Here is a 23,768-nt window from a genome sequence, read left to right on the forward strand (position 1 = left end):
GAAAAACCCGGCGGTGAGCGACCGCCGGGTTTCGCCGAAAACGATGCGTCGTACGAATCAGTGACGGAAGTGGCGCACGCCCGTCACCACCATCGCGATGTTGTGCTCGTCGGCGGCGGCGATCACTTCATCGTCGCGCACCGAGCCGCCCGGCTGGATCACGCAGGTCGCGCCCGCCGCGACGACGACGTCGAGGCCGTCGCGGAACGGGAAGAACGCGTCCGACGCGACGGCCGAGCCCGCGAGCGTGAGGCCCGCGTTCTGCGCCTTGATGCTCGCGATGCGCGCCGAATCGACGCGGCTCATCTGGCCCGCGCCGACGCCGAGCGTCATCCCGTTGCCGCAGAACACGATCGCATTCGACTTCACGTACTTCGCGACGCGCCACGCGAAGAGGAGGTCGTCCATTTCCTTCGGCGTCGGGTGGCGCTTCGTGACGACGCGCAGCTCGCGCGGCTGCACGTTCTTCGAATCGAGCGACTGCACGAGCAGGCCGCCGCCGACGCGCTTCAGGTCGAACGCGTTATGGCCTTCGCCCAGAGCGATTTCGAGCAGACGCACGTTCTGCTTCGCCGCGAACACCTGCTTCGCCGCATCCGAGAACGACGGCGCGATCAGCACTTCGACGAACTGCTTCGCGACCGCTTGAGCCGCGGCTTCGTCGACTTCGCGGTTGAACGCGATGATGCCGCCGAACGCGGAGGTCGGATCGGTCTGGAACGCCTTCGCGTACGCTTCGCCCGCGTTCGTGCCCACCGCGACGCCGCACGGATTTGCGTGCTTGATGATCACGCATGCGGGCGCGTCGAACGTCTTCACGCATTCCCATGCGGCGTCCGAATCGGCGATGTTGTTGTACGACAGTTCCTTGCCCTGCAACTGGCGGTAGTTCGCGAGCGCGCCGGCGGGCGTCGCGATGTCGCGATAGAACGCGGCGCTCTGGTGCGGATTTTCGCCGTAGCGCAGGTCCTGCACCTTGTCGAACGCGAGGTTCAGCGTCGCCGGGTACGCGTTGCGCGAGCCGTGCTGCAGATCGTCGCCGAGGCTCGTCAGGTAGTTCGTGATCGCGCCGTCGTACTGCGCGGTGTGCGCGAACACCTTGGTCGCGAGGCGGAAGTTCGTCTTGTAGCCCACCGTGTTGCCGTTCGCCTTCATTTCGTCGAGCACGACCGCGTAGTCGGCCGGATCGACGACGACCGTCACGTCGCGATGGTTCTTTGCCGCCGAGCGCAGCATCGTCGGGCCGCCGATGTCGATGTTCTCGATCGCGTCGGCGAGCGTGCAGTCGTCCTTCGCAATCGTCTGCACGAACGGATACAGGTTCACGACGAGCAGGTCGATCGTCGGAATCCCGTGCGCTTCGAGCGCCTGCAGGTGCTCGGGCAGGTCGCGGCGGGCGAGGATGCCGCCGTGCACCTTCGGGTGCAGCGTCTTCACTCGCCCATCGAGCATTTCCGGGAAGCCGGTGTAGTCGGCCACTTCGGTGACGGGCAGGCCCGCGTCGGCGAGCAGTTTCGCGGTGCCGCCCGTCGACAGCAGCTTGACGCCGAGCCCGGACAGCGCTTTCGCGAAGTCGACGATGCCGGTCTTGTCGGAAACGGAAATGAGCGCTTGCTTGATCATGATGGAACCACCAATAGCCAGGAAAACGGGGACGGGGCGGCCGCCTACAGCAGGCCGTGCTGCTGCAGCTTCTTGCGCAGCGTGTTGCGATTGATGCCGAGGTACTCCGCGGCGAGCGACTGGTTGCCGCCCGCCTGTACGAGAACGACTTCGAGCATAGGCTTTTCGACGCACGACATCACCATTTCATAGACGTCGTGCGGATTGGAGCCGTCGAGATCCCGGAAGTAGCCGTCCAGGCTGGCGCGGACACATTGTTCGATGTTGTGCTTGCTCATGCTGCTAACTGGTTAGAATCGTCCGGCTCGCCGCGGCCGCCGTCTTCGTCGTCCACATAGACGAGGCGGTCGGACAGCGCCTGTTGCGCGTCGAAGAATGCGTTGACGGCGGCAAGCTGCTCGCGGGTGGTTTCGAGCGTGTTCATCCGGTGCCGGAACCCGTTGGCGCCGGAAAGGCCGCGAGTGTACCAGCCGATGTGCTTGCGCGCAGTACGGACTCCCGTGAATTCGCCGTAGAACGCGTAGTGATCCTCGAGGTGCTCGTGCATCACCTGGCGGATCTCGTCGATGCGCGGCGGCGGCAGGAGCTCGCCGCTTTGCAGGAAATGACCGATTTCGCGGAAAAGCCACGGCCTTCCTTGCGCGGCGCGGCCGATCATCAGTGCGTCGGCGCCCGTCGCGTCGAGCACGGCCTTCGCTTTTTGCGGCGACGTAATGTCGCCGTTCGCGACGACCGGAATGCGCACGGCGGCCTTCACGGCCGTGATCGTGTCGTATTCGGCGTCGCCGCGGTACAGGTCGGCGCGGGTGCGGCCGTGCACGGTCAGCATCGAGATGCCGGCCGCCTCGGCGAGCTTCGCGATCTCGACGGCGTTCCGGTGCTCGCGGTCCCAGCCGGTGCGGATCTTCAGCGTGACGGGCACGGCCCCGGGGCCCGTGCCCACCGCGTCGACGACCGCCTCGACGATCCGCTGCACGAGCGGCTCGTTCTGCAGCAGCGCCGAGCCGGCGGCGACGTTGCAGACCTTCTTCGCCGGGCAGCCCATGTTGATGTCGATGATCTGCGCGCCGTTTGCAACGTTGTGACGCGCGGCCTCGGCCATCATCGCCGGATCGGCGCCCGCGATCTGCACCGCGATCGGCTCGACCTCGCCCGCGTGGTTCGCGCGGCGCATCGTCTTCTCGCTCTTCCACAACTGCGCGTTCGACGCGACCATCTCCGACACGGCGTAGCCCGCGCCGAGCCGCTTGCAGAGCTGGCGGAACGGCCGGTCCGTGACGCCCGCCATCGGGGCGACGAACAGGTTGTTGCGCAGGACGTGAGAGCCTAGGACGGGCATCGCAATGGGAGCGCCCGCGCGGGGCGCGGGCGGGGAGTAGGCGAAAGGGAAAACGCGTATTTTACCGTAACCGCCAGTGCCGCCGAATTGGGTAATTGTCGGCAATCGTCAAATCGTCGATGAATCTTGCGTGAAGGCGGGATGACGCATCGTGCGTGCCCGCGAAGCGCGGTAGCCGCGATGCGTCAGGTGCGCGTGCCCGGCGCGCTTATCGCCGCTGCCCGAACATCATCTGTCGCGCAAGGGCCGTCTTCAGCGGCGGCACGAATTCGAGCGCGGTGAGCGCCGCGCCGCGCAGCATCGCGAGCGGCCGCGAATCGATCGCGAACAGGCGCGCGAGCGTGTCGGTCGCGCCGATCGTCATGCGCCTGTCGAGCGCGCGGCGCGCGTTGAACGTCGCGAGCGCGAGCGGCGTCGCGCCGTGCTCGGACAGCGTCTCGGCGAGCGTATGCGCATCGCGCAGCCCGAGGTTCAGCCCCTGGCCCGCGACCGGATGCAATGTTTGCGCGGCGTTGCCGACGATCGCGATCCGCCCTTCGACGAGCGTTTGCGCGGCGGCGAGCCCGAGCGGGAAGGCCGCGCGCCCCGCGATCCGCGTGAAGCGCCCCAGCCGCGAGCCGAACGTCGCGCCGAGCTCGTGCAGGAATGCGTCGTCGGACAGTTCGCCGCGACGCCGCGCGACGTCCGGCGCGCAGCACCAGACGAGCGCGTAGTCCGCCTGCTGCGGGCCGCCGAGCGGCAGCAGCGCGAGCGGGCCTTCGGCGGTGAAGCGCTCCCACGCGACGCGCGGCCGCGGCGACGACACCGTGACGGTGCCGACGAGCGCCGTCTGCCCATAGTCGCGGCTCTGCGCGCTGTCGGTCAGCTTGCGCTTGCGATCGTTGAAGATGCCGCCCTCCGCGTTGACGAGCACGCGCGTGCGCAACGTGCGCGCGCCTTGCGGCGTATCGAGCGCGATCGTCACGCCGTCTGCGTCCTGCGTCGGCGAATGCGCGGACGTCGACGTGAGCCAGTGCGCGGGCGTGCCACGCACCGCGCGGGCGAGCGCCTGCACGATCGCGCCGTAGCGCACGACGTAGCCGAGCGCGGCGAGGTCGTGCTCGTCGCGATCGATCAGCGTGCGGCCGAAGTGGCCGCGCTGCGACACGTGGATGTGTTCGATCGGCGTCGCGTCGGCCGGCCAGCCGAGCGTATCGAGCAGCATCCGGCTGCCTTGCGACACCGCGATCGCGCGCGGATCGTTCGCGCTCGCGTCGGGGGCGCGCGCGTCGATGAGGGCGACCGACAGCGCGCGGGTCGCGCTGCGGCGCGCGAGCCAGCCGGCGAGCGCGAGCCCGACCGGCCCGGCGCCGACGATCGCGATGTCGAAGTCGAAAGCGGGCGTGGAGGCGGCAGTCGTCATCGTTCGTGAATCGTGGGTCTCGATAGGAAGCTGCGCAGGAATCCGCGTAGGAATTCGCGCGGGAAGCGGCGGGTGCGGATCACGGCTGCGGGCGCGGGCTCGGCGCCCGCGCGTCGCGCATCAGCGCCTCGATCTCGTCGGCGGCCACCGGCACGCCGCGCGTGATCAGCTCGCATCCCGTCGGCGTGACGAACGCGTCGTCCTCGATCCGGATGCCGATGTTCCAGAACGCCTGCGGCACGTCGTCGGCCGGGCGCACGTACAGGCCCGGCTCGATCGTGAGCGCCATGCCCGCATGCAGCACGCGCGAAGGCAGCGCGCCGTCGTCGTCGCGCGGCGCGCCGCGCTCGCGGTAGTCGCCGCAATCGTGCACGTCCATTCCGAGCCAGTGGCCGGTGCGGTGCATGTAAAAGCGTGCGTACGCGCGCTCGGCGATCACGTCGTCGACGCTCGCAAAGCGCGTCTTCGGCACGAGCCCCGTGTCGAGCATGCCCTGCGCGAGCACGCGCACCGCCGCGTCGTGCGGCGCGTCGAACGGCGTGCCCGCGCGCGTCGCCGCGATCGCGGTTTCCTGCGCGGCGAGCACGATGTCGTAGAGCGCGCGCTGCGGGCCCGAGAAGCGGCCGTTCGCCGGGAAGGTGCGGGTGATGTCGGACGCATAGCCGTCGAGCTCGCACGCGGCGTCGATCAGGACGAGGTCGCCGTCGACGACGATTGCGTTGCCGGCCGGATAGTGGAGCACGCACGCGTTCGCGCCCGTCGCGACGATCGAGCCGTACGCGGGCGACTGCGCGCCGTGGCGGCGGAACGTGTAGAGCAGCTCGGCCTCGAGCTCGTATTCGCGGATGCCGGGACGGCACGCGGCCATCGCGCGGCGGTGCGCGAGCGCGGAGATGTCGGCCGCGCGGCGCATGATCGCCTGCTCGTGCGCATCCTTGACGAGCCGCATGTCGTCGAGGAGCGGCCCGAGATCGAACGCGGCGCCCGGCGCGGCGACGCCTGCGCGCGCACGCGCGCGCACCGTGTCGAGCCAGCCGTTCAGGCGGCCGTCGAAGGCGGCCGACGCGCCGAAGCGGGTGTGCAGCGCGGGCGCGTCGGCGATGATGCGCGGCATCTCGGCGTCGAGCGCGTCGTACGGGAGCGCGGCGTCGAAGCCGAACGCGTCGCGCGCGGCTTCGGGGCCGAAATGGAACCCTTCCCAGATCTCGCGCTCGGGATTCTTCGCGCGGCAGAACAGGATCGAGCGCGGCGCGTCGCCCGCCGCCGATGCGTCAAGGACGAGGAGCGCGTCGGGCTCGGCGAAGCCCGTCAGGTAGTAGAAGTAGCTGTCGTGCCGGTACGGATAATCGCTGTCGCGATTGCGCGGGACTTCCGGCGCGGTGGGTACGATCGCGACGCCGCCGCCTCGCGCGCGCAGCGAGGCCAGCACGCGGTCGCGGCGCTGGCGGTAGACGTCGAGGGCGATGGCGGGTTCGGTCGGCTGATTCATCACGCGATTGTAGCGCCGTCGCGCGGGGCGCGCGCGGCGGGTGGGGCGGCGATCGTGCGGATGCGTCGCGGCGGGCGTCGCGTGCGCGCGATCGCCGCCGCAAGATGGCCGCGCGAATTTGCGCCCCAATCACGCGCGACCCCGGCGGACTCGATCGAAACGAAACCCGCGGCAGCCACCGCAGCTTCATCTCCGTCGCCCGGCTCGCGCGGCGGCGCGATTGATTGTTGCAAACCATCCACAGGCCGGACGGCTGATTATCAACGAACGCGCAACGGCCGGTTATGATCGGCGACAACGTATACTCTCGGGCGCCATTCCCGACCGAAGACAGATGATGAAATTAATCGGTTCGCTCAGCAGCCCGTTCGTCCGCAAGGCGCGGATCGTGCTTGCTGAAAAGAAGATCGACTACAAGCTGGAGCTCGAAAACGTCTGGGCGCCGGATACGAACATCCATGCGTCGAATCCGATCGGCAAGGTGCCGTGCCTCGTGATGGAAGACGGTGCGGCCGTGTTCGACTCGCGCGTGATCTGCGAATACGTCGACACGCTTTCCCCCGTCGGCAAGCTGATCCCGCCGTCGGGACGCGAGCGCGTCGAGGTGCGGTGCTGGGAGGCGCTCGGCGACGGTGTGCTCGACGCGGCGGTCGCGATTCGCATCGAGCACACGCAGCGCGAGCCGCAGCATCGCAGCGAAGCGTGGGTCGCGCGCCAGCAGCGCAAGATCGACGACGGCCTCGTCGCGATGTCGCAGGGCCTTGCAGGCAAGGCGTGGTGCGTCGGCAATCACTACACGCTCGCCGACATCGCGCTCGGCTGCACGCTCGGCTACCTCGAGTTCCGGATGCCCGAGATCAACTGGCGCGAGCGCCATCCGAACCTCGACAAGCATTTCGCGAAGCTGGCGCAGCGCCAGCCGTTCATCGACACGGTGCCGCAATGACGCGTCGCCGCGCGCGCCGGCGATAAAAAAACGCCCCGTCCGGGGCGTTTTTTTGAGCGCACGCGGCGCGTTCGCAGCGATCCAAGTTCGCGGCGATCCGGGCCGGGGCGCGTGCGTGCGAGCCGAACGCGCCGTGCCGCGGCGGGTCATCCGATCCGGCTTACGCGCTCGCGCTCGCGCCTTTGCCGACGCGCGCATACACGCTTTCGCCGGGCGAGAACGAATCGCTGCGCGCGAGCGGCCACCACTTGTCGTACAGCGAGAAGCCGCAATGGCCGCCGTTGAGCAGCGCGCCCGGCTCCAGATACTTGAGCAGTTGCGACATCAGCCGGACCTCGTGCGGCGCGACGCGCTGCACGATGTGATGCGCGCGCAGCTCCGACGGATGCGACAGCCCCGCCGCCTGCACGAGCTCCTGCAGCGCGTGCAGCGTGTTGCGATGGAAGTTGTGGACGCGGTCGGCCTTGTCCGGCACGACGAGCGCGCGCTGGCGCACCGGATCCTGCGTCGCGACGCCCGTCGGGCAGCGGTCGGTGTGGCAGTGCTGCGCCTGGATGCAGCCGACCGCGAACATGAAGCCGCGCGCCGAGTTCACCCAGTCCGCGCCGATCGCGAGCGTGCGCGCCACGTCGAACGCGGTGATGATCTTGCCGCTCGCGCCGAGCTTCACGCGATCGCGCACGCCGATCCCGACGAGCGTGTTGTGCACCAGCAGCAGTCCTTCCTGCAGCGGCACGCCGACATGGTCGGTGAATTCGAGCGGCGCGGCGCCCGTGCCGCCTTCCGCGCCGTCGACGATGATGAAGTCCGGCACGATGCCCGTCTCGATCATCGCCTTCGCGATCCCGAAGAATTCCCACGGGTGGCCGATGCACAGCTTGAAGCCGGTCGGCTTGCCGCCCGACAGCGTGCGCAGCCGTTCGACGAATTCGAGCAGCCCGCGCGGCGTCGAGAACTCGGAGTGCGTCGCGGGCGAGATGCAATCCTTGCCCATCGGCACGCCGCGCGTCTCGGCGATCTCGGGCGTGATCTTCGCGGCCGGCAGCACGCCGCCGTGGCCCGGCTTCGCGCCCTGCGACAGCTTGATCTCGATCATCTTGACCTGCGGATCGGCGGCCTGCTTCGCGAACCTGTCGGGGTTGAAGGTGCCGTCGTCGTTGCGGCAGCCGAAGTAGCCGGACGCGATTTCCCAGATGATGTCGCCGCCGTTCTCGCGGTGGTACTTCGACAGCGAGCCTTCGCCCGTGTCGTGCGCGAAGCCGCCTTTCTTCGCGCCGAGGTTCAGCGCCCGGATCGCGTTCGCCGACAGCGAGCCGAAGCTCATCGCCGACACGTTGAAGATCGAGATGTCGTACGGTTGCGCGCGGTTCGCGCCGACGCGGATGCGGAAATCGTGGTTCGGCAACCGGGTGGGCGCGAGCGAATGGCTGATCCACTCGTGCGCGACCGCCTTCACGTCGAGCTCGGTGCCGTACGGCCGGTTGTCGGCCACGTTCTTCGCGCGCTGGTAGACGACGCTGCGCTGCGCGCGCGAGAACGGCTTCTCGTCGGTGTCGTCCTCGACGAAGTACTGGCGGATTTCCGGGCGGATGAATTCGAACAGGAACCGCAGATGGCCCCAGAGCGGGTAGTTGCGCAGGATCGCGTGGCGGTCCTGGTTCAGGTCGTACAGGCCGAGCGCGACGAGCGCGGCGACGGGCGCGATCCACAGCCACGAGATCGTGTGCCGCGCCGCGAGCACGGCGACGGCCGCGAAGAGGGCGAGCGCGCACCACATCGCGAGATAGCGTCGAGAAAGCATGGGGACTCCATATCGTTTTTCGGATGCCGCCATGCGCGGACGAACGGCAAGGCGGCGCGCGCGCACGGCGCCTCGCTGGCGCGGCGTGCTCCGCGTGCCGCAAGTCTAAACCGATCGGGGCTCAGCGCGCTTCGACGAGCGCCGGCGCGCGGCCCGCGGGCGCGGCGTCGGCTCGCCCCGTCGCCGCGGATTCGATGATCCCGCCGCCCAGGCACACGTCGCCGTCGTACAGCACCGCCGACTGGCCGGGCGTGACCGCCCATTGCGGCTCGTCGAACACGAGCGAGAAGCGCTCGCCGCCCGCCGCCTCGCCGGGCGCGGCGCGGCCGAACGCGCACGGCGCATCCGCCTGCCGGTAGCGGGTTTTCGCGCCGCACCGCGCGCCGTCGGCGGGCGGCTCGCCCGCGACCCAGCTCACGTTGCCCGCGACGAGCTCGCGCGAGCGCAGCCACGGATGATCGTGGCCCTGCACGACATAGAGCGTGTTCGACGCGATGTCCTTCGCCGCGACGAACCACGGCTCGCCGCTGCCGTCCTTGCTGCCGCCGAGGCCGATGCCCTTCCTCTGGCCGAACGTGTAGAACGCGAGGCCGATGTGCTCGCCGACCGTCTTGCCGTCCGGCGTCTTCATCGGGCCGGGTTTCGTCGGCAGATAGCGGTTCAGGAAATCGCGGAACGGGCGCTCGCCGATGAAGCAGATGCCCGTCGAATCCTTTTTCTTCGCGTTTGGCAGGCCGATCTGCGCGGCGATCTCGCGCACCTTCGTCTTCGGGATCTCGCCGAGCGGGAACATCGTCTTCGACAACTGCGCCTGATTGAGGCGATGCAGGAAGTACGACTGGTCTTTCGTATGATCGAACGCCTTCAGCAGTTCGAAGCGGCCGTCGCGCTCGCGCACGCGCGCGTAGTGGCCGGTCGCGATCGTCTGCGCGCCGAGCGACATCGCGTGATCGAGGAACGCCTTGAACTTGATTTCCGCGTTGCACAGCACGTCCGGGTTCGGCGTGCGGCCCGCCGAGTATTCGCGCAGGAACTCGGCGAACACGCGGTCCTTGTATTCGGCCGCGAAGTTCACGGCCTCGACGTCGATGCCGATCAGGTCCGCGACCGACACGACGTCGATCCAGTCCTGCCGCGTTGAGCAGTATTCGCCGTCGTCGTCGTCCTCCCAGTTCTTCATGAACAGGCCGACGACGTCGTAGCCCTGTTCCTTCAAGAGCCACGCGGTCACCGACGAATCGACGCCGCCCGACATGCCCACCACGACCCGACGCTTCGTCATTTGCCCACCGCCTGATGATCCGGGGCCGCGCGATACGGCGCGACCGAATGCGTATGCACGAAATCGAGCGGCACGCGGCGGCCGGCGAGGTAGTCGTCGACGCAGCGCATCACCGCGGGCGACCGGTGGCGATCCTCGCATGCGCGCAGCTCGTCGGCCGTCATCCACAGCGCGCGGACGATGCCGTCGTCGAGCGCGCGGTGGGCGAGCGCGTCGCCTGCGCGGCCGCAGAACGCGAAGCGCAGGTAGGTCGCGCCGACGCTCGCCGGGCGCGCGTAGTGCGCGACGTACACGCCGACGAGCGCGTGGGGCTCGAACGGGTGCGCGGTTTCCTCGAGCGCCTCGCGCGCGACGGCTTCGACGAGCGTCTCGCCGGCTTCGAGGTGGCCGGCTGGCTGGTTGATGCGCAGGCCGGACGACGTGTGTTCTTCGATCACGAGAAAGCGCCCGTCGCGTTCGGCGATCGCGGCGACCGTCACGTGCGGGGTCCAGATTTCGGGTTTCATAGCCGCGCATTTTACCGGTTGCGCCGCGCCGCTGCCGAGCGCGCGTATAGCGCGGTTCCGACCCCGGTGCAACTCCGGGCGTTGCCGATGCGCACCGGCGTGTCGACCGGGAAAGGGGCGCATTGCTGAATCGTCGCCGCTTTCGGTTAAAGTGGCGCCTGAAACAGCCGTTGCCTTCGAGCCGGTATGTCAGTCGCCCGGCTCGCCGTCGCAGTAGAACGAAGAAAGAGGAGGGATCGACGATGCATATCGGAGTGCCTGCCGAAACGCGGGCGAACGAGGCGCGCGTGGCCGCGACGCCGGAGACGGTCAGGAAATACGCGGCGGCCGGCCACCGCGTGACGGTCGAGCGCGGCGCGGGCGTGGCCGCCAGCTTTCCGGACGACGCGTATGCGGCGGCCGGCGCGGAACTGGCCGACGCAGCCGCCGCGTTCGGGGCGGACATCGTGCTGAAGGTTCAGGCGCCGACCGACGCGGAGAGCGGGCAACTGAAGCGAGGCTCGGTTCTGATCGGCATGCTCGAGCCGTTCAACGCCGAGCAGGCGGCGCGCCTGGCGGCCGCGGGCGTCACGGGCTTCGCGCTCGAGGCCGCGCCGCGCACCACGCGCGCGCAGAGCCTCGATGTGCTGTCGTCGCAGGCGAACATTGCCGGCTACAAGGCGGTGCTCGTCGCCGCGGCGCTGTATCCGCGCTTCTTTCCGATGCTGATGACGGCCGCGGGCACCGTGAAGGCCGCGCGCGTGCTCGTGCTCGGCGCGGGCGTCGCGGGCCTGCAGGCGATCGCGACCGCGAAGCGCCTGGGCGCGGTGATCGAGGCGTCCGACGTGCGCCCGGCGGTCAAGGAGCAGATCGAATCGCTCGGCGCGAAATTTCTCGACGTTCCTTATGAGACGCAAGAAGAGCGCGATGCGGCGCAAGGCGTCGGCGGCTACGCGCGACCGATGCCGGCATCGTGGCTCGGGCGGCAGGCGGCGCTCGTGCACGAGCGCGCGAAGCAGGCCGACATCGTGATCACGACCGCGCTGATTCCGGGCCGCCCCGCGCCGACGCTGATCTCGGTCGAGACCGTGCAGTCGATGAAGCCGGGCTCGGTGCTCGTCGATCTCGCGGCGGGGCGCGGCCCCGAATTCGACGGCAGGAAGAGCGGCAACTGCCCGCTCACCGTCGCCGATCGGGTGATCGTTCACCAGGGCGTGACGATCGCGGGCTACACGAACCTGGCCGCGATGGTGCCCGCCGACGCGTCGTCGCTCTACGCGCGCAACCTGTTCGACTTCCTGAAGCTGATCGTCACGAAGGAAGGCGCGCTCGACATCGATCTTTCGGACGACATCGTCGCCGCGACGCTCTTGTGCCGCGACGGCGAAGTCGCGCGCAAATAACGGGAGGAGGTCATGGAGATCATCAATCACACGGTCATCAACGTGATCATTTTCGTGCTGGCGGTGTACGTCGGCTACCACGTCGTATGGAACGTGACGCCCGCGCTGCACACGCCGCTGATGGCGGTGACCAACGCAATCTCGGCGATCGTGATCGTCGGCGCGATGCTCGCGTCGGCGCTCACGCTCGGCGGCGTCGGCAAGGCGTTCGGCACGTTCGCCGTCGCGCTCGCGGCCGTCAACGTGTTCGGCGGCTTCCTCGTGACGCGGCGCATGCTCGAGATGTTCAAGAAGAAGGAGCCGAAGCAGAAGGCCGGCGAGGCGAAGGAGGGCGCGCGATGAGCATGAACGTCGTCACGCTGCTGTACCTCGTTGCTTCGGTGTGCTTCATCCAGGCGCTGAAGGGGCTGTCGAACCCGAAGAGCGCTAGACGAGGCAATCTATTCGGCATGGTCGGCATGGCGATCGCAATCCTGACGACCGTTGCGCTGATCGCGAAGCAGGCCACGTGGCTCGGCGCGAACCTGCCGCTCGGCCTCGCGCTCGTGTTCGGCGCGCTCGTGATCGGCGGCGCGGTGGGCGCGGTGATCGCCGCGCGCGTCGAGATGACGAAGATGCCGGAGCTCGTCGCGGCGATGCACTCGCTGATCGGCCTCGCGGCCGTGTGCATCGCGATCGCGGTGGTCGCGGAGCCGGAGGCGTTCGGGCTCGTGCCGCAGGACGCGACGCTGCCGAACTTCATTCCGTACGGCAACCGGATCGAGCTCTTCATCGGCACGTTCGTCGGCGCGATCACGTTCTCGGGCTCGGTGATCGCGTTCGGCAAGCTGTCGGGCAAGTACAAGTTCCGGCTGTTCCAGGGCGCGCCCGTCGTCTATCCGGGCCAGCATCTGATCAATCTGATGCTCGCGCTCGCGATGCTCGGCTTCGGCGCGCTGTTCTTCCTCACGCAATCGTGGCTGCCGTTCGGGATCATGACGGCGATCGCGTTCGCGCTCGGCGTGCTGATCATCATCCCGATCGGCGGCGCGGACATGCCGGTCGTCGTGTCGATGCTGAACTCGTACTCGGGGTGGGCGGCGGCTGGCATCGGCTTCTCGCTGAACAACGCGATGCTGATCATCGCCGGCTCGCTCGTCGGCTCGTCGGGCGCGATCCTGTCGTACATCATGTGCCACGCGATGAACCGCTCGTTCTTCAACGTGCTGCTCGGCGGCTTCGGCGCGGAACCGGGTGCGGCGGCGGGCGGCGCGAAGGAGCAGCGGCCGGTGAAGTCGGGCTCGGCGGAGGATGCGTCGTTCATGCTCGGCAACGCGGAATCGGTCGTGATCGTGCCGGGCTACGGGCTTGCGGTGGCGCGCGCGCAGCACGCGCTCAAGGAGCTGACCGACAAGCTCGTCGAGAAGGGCGTCGACGTGCGCTACGCGATCCACCCGGTCGCTGGGCGGATGCCCGGGCACATGAACGTGCTGCTCGCGGAAGCGGAAGTGCCGTACGACATCGTGTTCGAGATGGAGGACATCAACGGCGAGATGGGCCAGGCCGATGTGGTGCTCGTGCTCGGGGCGAACGACGTGGTGAATCCGGCCGCGAAGAACGATCCGAAATCGCCGATCGCGGGGATGCCGATCATCGAGGCGTACAAGGCGCGCACGGTGATCGTCAACAAGCGGTCGATGGCGGCGGGCTATGCGGGCCTCGACAACGAGCTCTTCTACATGGACAAGACGATGATGGTCTTCGGCGATGCGAAGAAGGTCATCGAGGACATGGTGAAGTCGGTCGAATGACGCGGCGGGCGGGCGCCCGGCCGGCGCTCGGCCGGGCGTTCGGGGCATCTCGTATCGTGAATCGCGTGTCGTGAATCGCGCCGGTCGGCGTGCGGCCCTTGGGGAAGCGCGCCGATGCGGCCCCGCCGCGCTCAACGCACGGGCGCGTTCGCCTTGCGCAGATAGTCGGCGAGCCGTTTGCCTTCCTGATCGGGAAACGGGTCGTGCACCGCGACTTCGTTCATGCGCGCGATGTCGAAGGTGCGGAAGTCCTCGCGCAGCTCGCACCACGCGCCGATCGTCCAGCGTCCGCCCCAGTACACGAGACCGAGCGGCCACACGCGGCGCGTCGTCCGCGCGCCGAGCCGGTCGCAGTAAGCGAAGCTGACGATGCGGCGGCCGTCGACCGCTTCGTGCAGCGCATCCACTTTTTCCGGGAACGTGCGGTCGATGTGAAACGACGGCGCGAACACCGCGAGCCGGTCGAGCGTCGCGCGCTTGTCGGCGGGCATCGCCGACGCGATCTTCGCGAGCGCCGAACGCGCGCCGCCCGCAAAGCGCGCGCCGCCCCACGTTTCGAGCATCCGCGCGCCCGCCGCGAGCGCGGCAAGCTCTTCGGCCGTAAACGTGAGGGGCGGCAGGCTCGCCGCGCGGTTCAGGCGATAGCCGATTCCGGCTTCGCCCTCGATCGGCACGCCCGACAGTTGCAGGTCCCGCACGTCGCGATACACGGTGCGCGGCGACACCGACAGCCAGTCGGCGAGCTGCTGCGCGGTCGTCAGGCGGCGGCCGCGCAGCAATTCGGCGATCTGGAACAGGCGGTCGGCGCGGCGCGTCATCGCGGGGCTACGGGCTGGGAAACAGGGTGGAGAATGCCGCGATGATAGCGCCGCGCGCGGCGGCTGGCGCGCGCGGTTTTCGTAGTTGGCGCAATGCGCGCGATTGTTGCGGCGAATGGTTGCGCAAGCGTTGCCGCCCACGTTTCCGCCGCCTCGCGCGGCGCGGCCCCGCGCGTTGCGGCGACGCGCGCGGCGCCCGTCTTGCCCGCGTGCGCGAGCCCGCGCCCGCCCGGCGACGCGCTCAACTGCATTTGAGCGAATGCAGGCCGACGCGATTGCCCTCGGTGTCGACGAGGTAGCCGATGTAGCCGTAGTTGTTCGGCAGCTCGATCACCGCGCCCTGCACGATGCCGCCCGCGCGCTTCGCGCGCTCGAGCGCGGCCGTCACTGGACCGTTCGCGTTCAGGTAGACGACGGCGCCGTCCGCGCCCGGCTTCAGCCGCTGCGGATCGTAGACGACCGCGCCGCCCGTGGCCGCTTCCGGATGCACGAAGACCGCGGTCGGCACGCCGCCGATCACCTCGCGCTGCAACGCCGTCTGCAGCACGGTTTCATAGAAGCGGATCGCGCGGTCGAAATCGACTGACGGAAGGTCGAACCAGGCGATCACGCTTTCGCTTTTTGCGGTAGTCATTGCAAGCTCCATGTACGTTGATGGGCGGGGGAATCCGTTCCGCCAAACCCGCGTCGCAGTGTGCGCGGGGCCTGCTGACAACGTATTGTCAGCAGCGTAACGGCGCTTGACGCGCCGGCTTCAGGTCGCACAATGAAGCGATGCCGGCCGGCTCCGGCGGGCATCGCGCTCGCCGCGTGCGTGCCGAAGCGCCGGACGGACGGCTCGCCGGCCCGGCACGCGGATTCGAAACGGCCCGCATCGATGGAGACGACGATGGCTGACCTCGCTTATGTGTACGTGACGTATATCGCATCGACGCCCGAGCGCGTGTTCGATGCGCTGACCAACGCGGAGCTGACGAAGGAATACTGGTGCCGGCACCGCAATGCATCGCCGGACTGGCGGCCCGGCTCGCGCTGGGAGCATCAGGATTACGACGATCCGCGCACGGTCGACCTCGTCGGCGACGTGATCGAGAACGATCCGCCGAACCGGCTCGTGATCTCGTGGCGGTTCCCGACGGGCAGCGAGGACACGCGCGTGACGTTCGCCGTCGAGCCGTTCATGGACGATGCGGTGCGCCTGACCGTCAGGCACGAGAACCTCGTGCCGGATTCGGACATGGACCGCGGGATCAGAATGGGGTGGCCCGTCGTGCTGTCGAGCCTGAAGACGCTGCTCGAGACGGGACGGCCGCTCGCGATGACGGCGCGCCGCTGGCATGGCGGGAGCGCGGACGGGCGGTGACGGGCGTGCGCCGCGCCGGCGCGCGCGGCGGGCGGCGCAGACGTTTGCGCCGCCGTCGTGAAGCCTGCGCGCACGCCGCGCGGCAAACGCGCCGCGCGTTATTCGCCGTCGTCGGCCGCCGCCGGGCGCTGCCGGACGCTGCCCGCGATCAGATCGAAGCGGAACAGCCGGCACTCGAGCGCGCCGTTGAAGAGCGGCGTCTTCGCCGATTCGCGCAGCCGCAACTGGCCCGGCAGCGTGCGGTCCGAGCTCAGCATGAACGCCTGCCAGCCAGTGAAGCGCTGCTTGAGCGCGTCGCCGAGCGCGCGGAAGAATTCGCCGTCGGGCGAATCGGCGTGCGTGCGGCGGAACGCGTCGTCGCCGCCGCGGTTCTTGCCCGTCTCGCGCACGTCGCCGCGCGGGCCGCGGCCGCGCACCTCGATCCGCTCGCCGTACGGCGGGTTCGTGACGATCATGCCGGGCGCGGCGACGGGCGGCGTCATGTTGCGCGCGTCGATCTGCTTGAGCCACAGCGGCGGCACCCCCGCGCGCTCGAGGTTCGCGCGCGTCTTATCGAGCATGTCGCCGGAGATGTCGCTGCCGAAGATCAGCAGATCGTCGCGCTTGCCGCGCGCCGCGCGCTTCGCGTCCATCGCGGCGACCTTCAGCGCCTGCCACGCGGTGATGTCGTATTGCTTGAGCTTCTCGAAGCCGAAGCGGCGCTCGACGCCCGGCGCCACGCCGAGCGCGATCTGCGCGGCTTCCGCGACGAACGTGCCGCTGCCGCACATCGGATCGTAGAACGGCGTGCCGGGCGTCCAGCCGGCCAGGCGCAGGATGCCCGCCGCGAGGTTCTCGCGCAGCGGCGCCGCGCCCTTGTCGAGGCGCCAGCCGCGCTTGAAGAGCGGCTCGCCGGACGTATCGAGATACAGCGTGCAGTCGCCCGCCGTCAGGAATGCGAACACGCGCACGTCGGGCTGCGCGGTGTCGATGCTCGGGCGCGCGCCCGTCTTCTCGCGCAGGCGGTCGCAGATCGCGTCCTTCACGCGCAGCGTCGCGAATTCGAGGCTCTTCAGCGGCGACTTGATCGCGGTGATGTCGACGCGCAGCGTCTGCGTCGGCGCGAACCAGCGCTCCCACGGCTGTTCGAGCGCGAGCGCGTAGACATCCTGCTCGTTGCGGTACGGGCGGTGCGCGATCTTCAGCAGCACGCGGCTCGCGATCCGCGAATGCAGGTTGGCCGCCATGCCGGCCGCCCAGCCGCCGCGGAAATGGACGCCGCCCGGCACCTGCGCGCCCGCGTCGTACGGGGCGATCGCGTGGCGCGCGGCGATCTCCGCGAGCTCGGCGGCGAGCGCGGCCTCGAGCCCGCGCGGGCAGGGAGCGAAGAAGTCGAATAGGGTCGGCGAGGACATAAGGCGGGCTGTTGCGTGCAAAATTACGCCATTGTACGCGGGGTGCGTGCTAGGACCGTCACGTCGCTACGCCGTCATGCCGTTACGTCGTCACCGCCGCCGCGCGGCGGCGTCCGCGTCGCGACGGCCGGCCCGGAGCTCAGTGTCAGTGCGCGCGGGATTCGCCCGCCGCGCCGCCGCCGCGCGGCGGCCACACGAGGCTCGCCGGCCGCGCGAGCACCGCGCGGCCGATCGCGGCGACGAGCGCGCGCACCTTCGTCGGCCGCAGGCTGCGCGAGCGCACCGCCATCGTGAACGCGAGCGCGAAGCTCACCGCGACGTTCAGGATCGCCATGCCGAAGACGCCCGCGACCGCCCACCACAGCTCGGCCGTGTGCAGCGTCTGCCTGCCGAGCACGCCGATCGCGACGCCGATCGAGCCGGCGGAGAGCGTCACGTGCCGCACTTCGAACGAGAACGCGAATGCGCTGACGATCGCCGGCACGAGCCCGAGCATCAGCCCGAGCCCGACGTTGCCGACGACGCCCGCGACGTTCGAGCGGCAGAAGTGCGCGAGCTTCGCCGCGCCCGCGACGCCGAGCGTGATGCGCAGGCGGCGGTTGTACGCGAGCGCGTCGCCGACGCGATGCAGCACGAACCAGTTGTCGGCCCAGCCGGCGAGGAGGCTCGACGCCCACAGCAGCACGCCCGTAAGCGCCGCGTAGATCGGCGTCGGGCCGATGAGCGAGAACGATTTCAGCGTCGCGTGCGCCTTTTCGGGCGAGATCAGGTTCGTGTGCAGAACGCCGCTCGCGAACATCTGCACGGCGAAGCACACGGGCAGCACGACGAGCACATTGCCGCTGATCGCGGCCGCCTGCGTGCGGATCAGCGCGATCACCGACGACACGAACTGCTTCACGCCGTCTTCGTGGCCGGTGCCGTCGAGTTCGCGCGCGATCGTCGGCGCGGTCATCGCCGGCTGCTTCGTCGCGAGCGTGAAGTGCAGGAAGTGCATCAGCATGAAGCTCGCCGCGTAGTTGATGCCGGCGAGCAGCCCCTCGAGCATCGATTGCAGGTGCGCGCCCGTGATCCCGAACTTGATGCAAACGGTGGCGACCGTCACGAGGCCGCCGCCCGCCGCCATGCGCAGCATCTTCAGATATTCGGCGCGGCCGCGCGAGATGTAGTGCTCGCCCGTGTCGGCGTTCGTCTCGACGAGCTTGCGCGCGAAGAGGGCGAAGTTGCTGCGCACGAGGTGCGCCACGCTCTGGCTGTTCTGGTTCGCGTCGACGAGCTCGGCTGTCAGGTGCGCGAGGCCGCGCAGGTCGTCGCGCGCCATCCACGCGTTCAGGAGCGCCTCCGCGCGCAGGATGCGCATGCGCATCCGTTCGACCTGGAACACGATGTCGACCGACACGCCGTTGCGGTACAGATGCGAGAACACGTCGTCGATCGACACGCGGCACTCGTCGAGCAGCACGCGCAGATAGTTGACCTCGTGCAGCAGCTTGCTCGGATCGCCGCCGTCGTCGAGCGCGGCCTGCGCGGTCTCGACGGCGAGCATCGCGCGCGTGAGCCGGTAGAACGGCTGCGCCTCGAGCGGCGTGCGCGCGTCCTCGTCGGACAGGCGGCTGCGCACGGTCTGCGACAGCCCCGTCGAGCTGATCTGGCACGTAAGGTTGTGCAGCGCGGCGAGCAGATCGCGCGAGAACGAGCCGGGCTGGTGGCGCTCCTTGTCGGTCACGTCGAACGCGAACAGGTCGGCCAGACGCGCGAGCAGGTCGTCGGGCAGCGCGTCGATCCACTGCGCGTCGGCGGGCGACGGAAACATCAGCGTGAAGAGCGCGGCGAGCTCGCGGCGGTTCGGCGCGGGCGGGATCAGCGACGAATCGATCCGCTCGACGAGCGCGCCGAAGAAGCCCGAATGCACGGGCATCCCGGCGTCGCACAAGAGCGAGATGCCGTCGCTTTCGCGCAGCACGCCGCGCAGCAGGCGCGCGACGTTCGTCTTCCATTCGGGATTGCGCTCGAGCACGTGGAGCACGTAGCGCAGCCGCGCGTGCGCCGCCGCGAACGTGCGCTCGCCGGATTCGGCCTGCGCGGGCGCGGCGGCGGCCATCGCGCCGTCGCGATGCAGCCAGTGCGCGAGCTCGATCAGCCACTCGGCGCGTTCCGCGTATGGCGCGCCGGCGTCGGCTGTCGCGAGGAGCGCGTCGAGCTGATGACTCGCGCTGCGCGACGCGCGCCACTTCTTGATCAGGGTCGTCAGGGAATCGAACATAAGCGGAATATCGGGCGCCCCTACGGGCAGGGTTCTGTCGGGATGCTGTGCAAACCGGCGGCGCGGCGCAAGGGCGGCTCGCGCGCGGCGGTTCGGCCGGCCGTGCAGGCGTTGCGGCGTTCTCCGAATGCGCGGCGCCGTGGCGCGCGGCGCAATGGCGGACCGGCACGGTCCGGAGCGGCGGCGGGGCGGCGCAGCCAGCGCACATGATGGCCCCGGCTCGCCGGGAGGTGCGTAGGATCGTCAATCGACGCGAAAAACGCAAGGCGACTGTCGGCGGCGGCGTCGGTTCCTCGGTCGAATCGATAAACAATGTCAAACGGGGCGGCGGGGCTTGCGGGCCTCGGATTGTCCGGCCTTCGGAATCTCAGGCGGCCTGGAGCGGTTCGGGGCGGACGCTCGGCCGAACGGGCAGACGGACGGGCCAACGGGCGCGGTTTCCAGCCGGGTTCGGCACGACAAAAGGGGCGCCTGGCGGGACGCGCCCGGCGTGGCGGCTCCGGCCGGCTCGGCGCTGGCCGGGCCGGGCGATCTGCGGCTATCGGCCGCGACCGCCGGCTCCGGATTCCGGGTCGGTGCGATTGCGCACGGCGGCCGGTGTCACGGCGCGTCGCCGACGCGTTGCGAGTCCGCCTCGGCCGGGCCCGCCGGACAGCGCACGACGGGCGTCGCGAGTGCCGCGTCGCCCGCCGCATTCTTCGCCATCGCCGCCGCTTTCCTCGCCGCCGCGCCATCCGCCGCGCCGTTCGCGCGCGCGGCCGCCATCGCGCGCACGCCGGCCGCGATCTGGTCGGCGAGCGCGCCGATCGCCTGCCGGTGGCCCGCGACGAGCGCGTCGTAGCCCGCCTGCACCGGCTCGACGACGTCGGTGCGGCAGGTCATCACCGCCTGGCTCGGCAGCGCGCGCACGCTCCAGACGGCCGCGAGCGCCGCGTGCCTGCCCGGCCACGACTCGAAGCGCTGGACGTTCACGCTGACCCGGTAGACGGGCACACCCGCCGGATACGCGGCGTTCGCGACGTCGATCGTGTCGAGCCGCCGCGTGAGCGCCGACGACAGCGCGCGGCGGATCTCGTCGGCGGGCGGCGACGCCCAGCGCTCTTCCTCGAGCACGTCGACCCGCGCGGCGTTCCTCTGCACGACGAGCTGATTCTTCGCGACCTGCTCCGGCACGTCGACGGACGGCACCTGGATCAGGAACGCGGGATTCGCGCTGACGGTCCGGGCGGCGCCGGCCGCCGCCGCGGCGTCGAGCGTGTAGAAGCGTGCGGGCGGCGACGACGAGCAGGCCGCGAGCATGGCCGCCGCCGCAACGGCAGCCGCGGCAGCCGCGGCGGCGCGCGAAACACGCGCCGGTCGGAGCGAGCGTGCGGTCATTTCTGATCTCCTGGTTTGCCTTTCAGCAGCGATTCGGGATGCCGCTCGAGGTAGTCGGCGAGCGCGTTCAGCGATTGCAGCGTGCGCGTGAGCTCCTTCAGCGCGCCGCGCACGTCCGATTGCAGCGGCGAATCCTGCTGCAGCGTCGCCTCCGCGGTGGTGAAGGTCTGCTTCGCCGCGGACAGCGTGTCGCGCGCCTCGGGCGCAACTTCCGTGTCGAGCCGCTTGAACAGCTTGTCCGCGTTCGCGAGCGCGCTGTTCAGGTTCGCGCCGATCTGGTCGAACGGCACCTTGTCGAGCTTCTTCGCGATGTCGGCGACCTGCAACTGCAGCTCGTCGAGCGTGTTCGGCACGGTCGGCAGCTCGACCGGCTCGTGGTCGAGATCGACCTTCGCGGGCGGCGCCTTCGGGAAGAAGTCGAGCGCGACGTACAACTGGCTCGTCAGCAGGTTGCCCGTGCGCAACTGGCCGCGCAGCCCGTGCTGGACGAGCCGCGACAGCATCTCGCGCCGCGCCGCGTAGCCCTTGTCCTGCGACGCCTCGCGGAACTTCCGGCCGAGCCGGTCGGGGTAGACGTTCATCGTCACCGGCATCGTGAAGGTCTTCGTCTTCGGATCGAAGTCGATGCCGATGTTCGTCACCTGGCCGAGCACGATGCCGCGGAAGTCGACGGTCGCGCCGACCGACAGCCCGCGCAGCGACTGGTTGAAGTTCATCACGACCTGCACCGGCTCGCCGTCCGGCTCGCGCATCGCGTCGCCTTCGTCGGCGCCCAGGCGGAACGTCATGTTGTTCGGCGCGGGCGGGCCGGCCGCCTGGTTCGGCGGCGACTGGAACGCGATGCCGCCGAGGATCACCGTCGCGAGCGACTGCGTGTTCAGCTTGAAGCCGCTCGAATCGAGCCGCAGGTCCACGCCGCTTGCCTGCCACCAGCGCGAGTTCAGGCCGACGTACTGATCGTAAGGCGCGTTGACGAACACGCGGAACGTGACGCCCGTGCCGTCCTTGTCGAGCGAGAAGCCGACGACCTGGCCGACCTGCACGCGCCGGTAGTAGATCGGCGAGCCGATGTCGATCGAGCCGAGCGAATCGCCGCGCAGCACGTACTGCGTGCCCTTCTGGTCGCCCGTGACGGCGGGCGGCGTCTCGAGCCCGGTGAACGACTTCTCGGCCTCGTCCGAGCGGCCCGCGTCGACGCCGATGTACGCGCCCGACAGCAGCGTGCCGAGCCCCGACACGCCCGTCGCGCCGACGCGCGGCCGCACGACCCAGAAGCGCGTGCCCTTCACCGCGAAGTCCTCGGCTTCCTTCTTCAACTGCACGTCGACGAGCACGTGCGACAGATCCTTCGACAGCTTGATCGTCTTGACCATCCCGATCTCGACATCCTTGTACTTGACCTGCGTCTTGCCGGGCTCGAGGCCCTCGGCGCTCTTGAAGCTGATCGTGATCTCCGGCCCGCGCTCGAGCACCGATTTGACGACGAGCCCGATGCCGATCAGCGCGGCGACGAGCGGCACGAGCCACACGAGCGACGGCAGCCAGCCGGAGCGCCGCGTGATCACGGGCTCGGGGAGCACCGGCGGCTCGCCGCCGGGCGGAGTGGGGGGGGCCGCGTTCGGGTCGTGCTTCGGGCCTTGCGGTCTATTCATGAGGATTCCCTGAGTTTTCTACGTTGTCCCAGATGAGGCGCGGGTCGAACTGCATCGACGCGAGCATCGTCAGGATCACGACGGAGCCGAACGCGAGCGCGCCGGGCCCCGCCGTGATCACCGCGAGCGAGCGGAAATGGACGAGCGCGACCGTCAGCGTGACGACGAAGATGTCGAGCATCGACCAGCGGCCGATCCGCTCGACGATCCGGTAGAGCCGGGTGCGCTGCATCGGCCGCCACGCGGAGCGGCGCTGCGCGGTGAAGACGAGGATCGTGAGCACGCCGAGCTTCAGCATCGGCACGAGGATGCTCGCGACGAACACGACGACGGCGAGCGGCCATTCGCCCGACGTCCAGAAAAAGACGACGCCGCTCATGATCGTGTCTTCCTGCGAGCCGACGATCGACGCGGTGCGCATGATCGGCAGCAGGTTCGCCGGAATGTAGAGGATCGCGGCGGCGATGAGGAGCGCGAGCGTGCGCGCGATGCTGTCCGGCGTGCGCAGGTGCAGCGCGGCGCCGCAGCGCGCGCAGTGCTCGGGCTTCTCGTGCGAGCCGAGCGAATCCGGCGACGGCCGCGCGAGCTTCTGCACATGGCCGCACGCATGGCAGCTCGCCAGGCCCGCGCGCGCGGCGGTCACGATCCCGGTCATCGCGCGCCCGCCTCGTCGCTTGCGCCGCGCGCTGCGCCGGCCGCGCGCTCGCGCAGCGAATCGGCGATGTCCCACAGCGTGCGCGGATCGAACATCACGACGACGGCGAGCATCAGCGTGAGCGCCGCGAACGCGAAGAGGGCGGCCTCGGGGATCACGCGCGCGAGGCTCACCATCTTGACGATCGTGACGAGGATGCCGAGCATGAACACTTCGATCATCCCCCACGGGCGCACGAGCTGGATCGCGCGCAGCACGCGGTTGAAGCCGGGCGGAATCGCGCCCGAGCGCAGCGCAAAGAGCACGTAGAGGAGCGCGGACATCTCGACGAGCGGAAACAGCAGCGTCGAGCAGAACACCATCGCAGCGACGAGCGGCATCCCCTGATTCCACATCGCCTCGAGCGCGCCGAAGAGCGTCGTCTGCACGCGCATCCCGTTCACGTCCATTTCGAGGATCGGGAAGGCCTGCGCGATCAGGAACGTGATGAGCGCGCCCGCCGTGAGCGCGCAGATGCGGTCGACCTGCGCCGAGCCGCTCCGGTAGAGCAGCGCGTCGCAGCGCGGGCAGCGGGCGGTGTCCTTGCCGCTAAGGCGCGGTTTGTGCAACAGTGCGTCGCATTCGTGACAGGCAATCAGGGTGTTTCTATCCATATGGAAAGGCGGTTGCGCGGCGTCGCAGCGACG

General features: G+C 69.5%; 21 protein-coding genes. 5 read left to right on the plus strand and 16 right to left on the minus strand.

Features of this window, described 5'->3' with window-relative positions:
- Positions 1-57: 57 nt before the first annotated feature.
- The 5 genes from purH to AQ610_RS03440 form a co-directional block, all read right to left on the minus strand.
- Complete coding sequence (gene purH, locus AQ610_RS03420; protein ID WP_006025293.1) at positions 58-1,623, minus strand: bifunctional phosphoribosylaminoimidazolecarboxamide formyltransferase/IMP cyclohydrolase; 1,566 nt, start codon at positions 1,621-1,623, stop codon at positions 58-60.
- A gap of 44 nt (positions 1,624-1,667) precedes the next feature.
- Positions 1,668-1,901 carry a Fis family transcriptional regulator gene (locus AQ610_RS03425; protein ID WP_006025294.1) on the minus strand — a complete coding sequence of 78 codons (234 nt, stop codon included), beginning with the start codon at positions 1,899-1,901 and terminating at the stop codon, positions 1,668-1,670.
- Positions 1,898-2,962: a tRNA dihydrouridine synthase DusB gene (gene dusB, locus AQ610_RS03430; RefSeq protein ID WP_009913560.1), complete on the minus strand. Its 1,065-nt coding sequence runs from the start codon at positions 2,960-2,962 to the stop codon at positions 1,898-1,900. The genes AQ610_RS03425 and dusB overlap by 4 nt, the downstream gene beginning before the upstream one ends.
- A gap of 208 nt (positions 2,963-3,170) precedes the next feature.
- Entirely contained in the window at positions 3,171-4,364 is a 1,194-nt protein-coding gene (locus tag AQ610_RS03435) for a UbiH/UbiF/VisC/COQ6 family ubiquinone biosynthesis hydroxylase (protein WP_006025296.1), read from the minus strand.
- Between the two features lie 79 nt (positions 4,365-4,443).
- On the minus strand, positions 4,444-5,853 hold the full coding sequence (locus AQ610_RS03440; RefSeq protein ID WP_043282454.1) for an aminopeptidase P N-terminal domain-containing protein: 1,410 nt from the start codon (positions 5,851-5,853) through the stop codon (positions 4,444-4,446).
- A gap of 334 nt (positions 5,854-6,187) precedes the next feature.
- On the opposite strand from AQ610_RS03440, the gene AQ610_RS03445 reads away from it, so the two are divergent.
- On the plus strand, positions 6,188-6,799 hold the full coding sequence (locus AQ610_RS03445) for a glutathione S-transferase family protein (protein WP_006025299.1): 612 nt from the start codon (positions 6,188-6,190) through the stop codon (positions 6,797-6,799).
- Positions 6,800-6,959: 160 nt separating this feature from the next.
- Here the strand turns inward: AQ610_RS03445 and AQ610_RS03450 are convergent, their stop codons facing one another.
- From AQ610_RS03450 to AQ610_RS03460, 3 genes are all read right to left on the minus strand, one after another.
- A complete protein-coding gene (locus AQ610_RS03450) occupies positions 6,960-8,600 on the minus strand; it encodes an FMN-binding glutamate synthase family protein (RefSeq protein WP_006025300.1) in 1,641 nt (546 codons plus the stop codon).
- Between the two features lie 121 nt (positions 8,601-8,721).
- Positions 8,722-9,882: a tRNA 2-thiouridine(34) synthase MnmA gene (mnmA, locus tag AQ610_RS03455; protein WP_043282285.1), complete on the minus strand. Its 1,161-nt coding sequence runs from the start codon at positions 9,880-9,882 to the stop codon at positions 8,722-8,724.
- Positions 9,879-10,388, minus strand: coding sequence for an NUDIX hydrolase (locus tag AQ610_RS03460; protein ID WP_006025302.1), 510 nt, complete (start codon positions 10,386-10,388; stop codon positions 9,879-9,881). The genes mnmA and AQ610_RS03460 overlap by 4 nt, the downstream gene beginning before the upstream one ends.
- Before the next feature lie 242 nt (positions 10,389-10,630).
- Between AQ610_RS03460 and AQ610_RS03465 the strand changes: the two genes are divergently transcribed.
- Genes AQ610_RS03465 through AQ610_RS03475 form a run of 3 tightly spaced genes read left to right on the plus strand, consistent with a single transcriptional unit; the run spans position 10,631 to position 13,560 of the window.
- The gene (locus AQ610_RS03465) at positions 10,631-11,770 is read left to right on the plus strand and encodes a Re/Si-specific NAD(P)(+) transhydrogenase subunit alpha (protein WP_009913554.1); all 1,140 of its coding nucleotides are present in this window, start codon (positions 10,631-10,633) and stop codon (positions 11,768-11,770) included.
- 12 nt (positions 11,771-11,782) lie between these two features.
- The gene (locus AQ610_RS03470) at positions 11,783-12,112 is read left to right on the plus strand and encodes an NAD(P) transhydrogenase subunit alpha part 2 (RefSeq protein ID WP_006025304.1); all 330 of its coding nucleotides are present in this window, start codon (positions 11,783-11,785) and stop codon (positions 12,110-12,112) included.
- Entirely contained in the window at positions 12,109-13,560 is a 1,452-nt protein-coding gene (locus tag AQ610_RS03475; protein WP_009913553.1) for an NAD(P)(+) transhydrogenase (Re/Si-specific) subunit beta, read from the plus strand. The genes AQ610_RS03470 and AQ610_RS03475 overlap by 4 nt, the downstream gene beginning before the upstream one ends.
- 131 nt (positions 13,561-13,691) lie before the next feature.
- Here the strand turns inward: AQ610_RS03475 and AQ610_RS03480 are convergent, their stop codons facing one another.
- Both AQ610_RS03480 and AQ610_RS03490 read right to left on the minus strand, forming a co-directional pair.
- Positions 13,692-14,378 (minus strand): helix-turn-helix transcriptional regulator, encoded by a 687-nt coding sequence (locus AQ610_RS03480; RefSeq protein WP_006025306.1) that lies wholly within the window; start codon positions 14,376-14,378, stop codon positions 13,692-13,694.
- A gap of 241 nt (positions 14,379-14,619) precedes the next feature.
- Positions 14,620-15,012: a VOC family protein gene (locus AQ610_RS03490; protein ID WP_009913551.1), complete on the minus strand. Its 393-nt coding sequence runs from the start codon at positions 15,010-15,012 to the stop codon at positions 14,620-14,622.
- 255 nt (positions 15,013-15,267) lie between these two features.
- On the opposite strand from AQ610_RS03490, the gene AQ610_RS03495 reads away from it, so the two are divergent.
- On the plus strand, positions 15,268-15,741 hold the full coding sequence (locus AQ610_RS03495) for an SRPBCC family protein (protein ID WP_015601061.1): 474 nt from the start codon (positions 15,268-15,270) through the stop codon (positions 15,739-15,741).
- Between the two features lie 98 nt (positions 15,742-15,839).
- Here the strand turns inward: AQ610_RS03495 and AQ610_RS03500 are convergent, their stop codons facing one another.
- From AQ610_RS03500 to AQ610_RS03525, 6 genes are all read right to left on the minus strand, one after another.
- Positions 15,840-17,135: a THUMP domain-containing class I SAM-dependent RNA methyltransferase gene (locus AQ610_RS03500; RefSeq protein WP_006025310.1), complete on the minus strand. Its 1,296-nt coding sequence runs from the start codon at positions 17,133-17,135 to the stop codon at positions 15,840-15,842.
- A gap of 145 nt (positions 17,136-17,280) precedes the next feature.
- The gene (locus tag AQ610_RS03505; RefSeq protein ID WP_006025311.1) at positions 17,281-19,398 is read right to left on the minus strand and encodes a site-specific recombinase; all 2,118 of its coding nucleotides are present in this window, start codon (positions 19,396-19,398) and stop codon (positions 17,281-17,283) included.
- Positions 19,399-19,998: 600 nt separating this feature from the next.
- The gene (locus AQ610_RS03510; protein ID WP_043282289.1) at positions 19,999-20,775 is read right to left on the minus strand and encodes a PqiC family protein; all 777 of its coding nucleotides are present in this window, start codon (positions 20,773-20,775) and stop codon (positions 19,999-20,001) included.
- On the minus strand, positions 20,772-22,427 hold the full coding sequence (locus AQ610_RS03515) for a PqiB family protein (protein WP_015600520.1): 1,656 nt from the start codon (positions 22,425-22,427) through the stop codon (positions 20,772-20,774). The genes AQ610_RS03510 and AQ610_RS03515 overlap by 4 nt, the downstream gene beginning before the upstream one ends.
- On the minus strand, positions 22,420-23,082 hold the full coding sequence (locus tag AQ610_RS03520; protein ID WP_006025314.1) for a paraquat-inducible protein A: 663 nt from the start codon (positions 23,080-23,082) through the stop codon (positions 22,420-22,422). Before AQ610_RS03520 ends, AQ610_RS03515 begins: the two co-directional genes overlap by 8 nt.
- Positions 23,079-23,735, minus strand: coding sequence for a paraquat-inducible protein A (locus tag AQ610_RS03525; protein WP_043282291.1), 657 nt, complete (start codon positions 23,733-23,735; stop codon positions 23,079-23,081). Before AQ610_RS03525 ends, AQ610_RS03520 begins: the two co-directional genes overlap by 4 nt.
- Between the last annotated feature and the right edge of the window lie 33 nt (positions 23,736-23,768).

The organism is Burkholderia humptydooensis (genome assembly GCF_001513745.1).
Lineage (GTDB): Bacteria > Pseudomonadota > Gammaproteobacteria > Burkholderiales > Burkholderiaceae > Burkholderia > Burkholderia humptydooensis.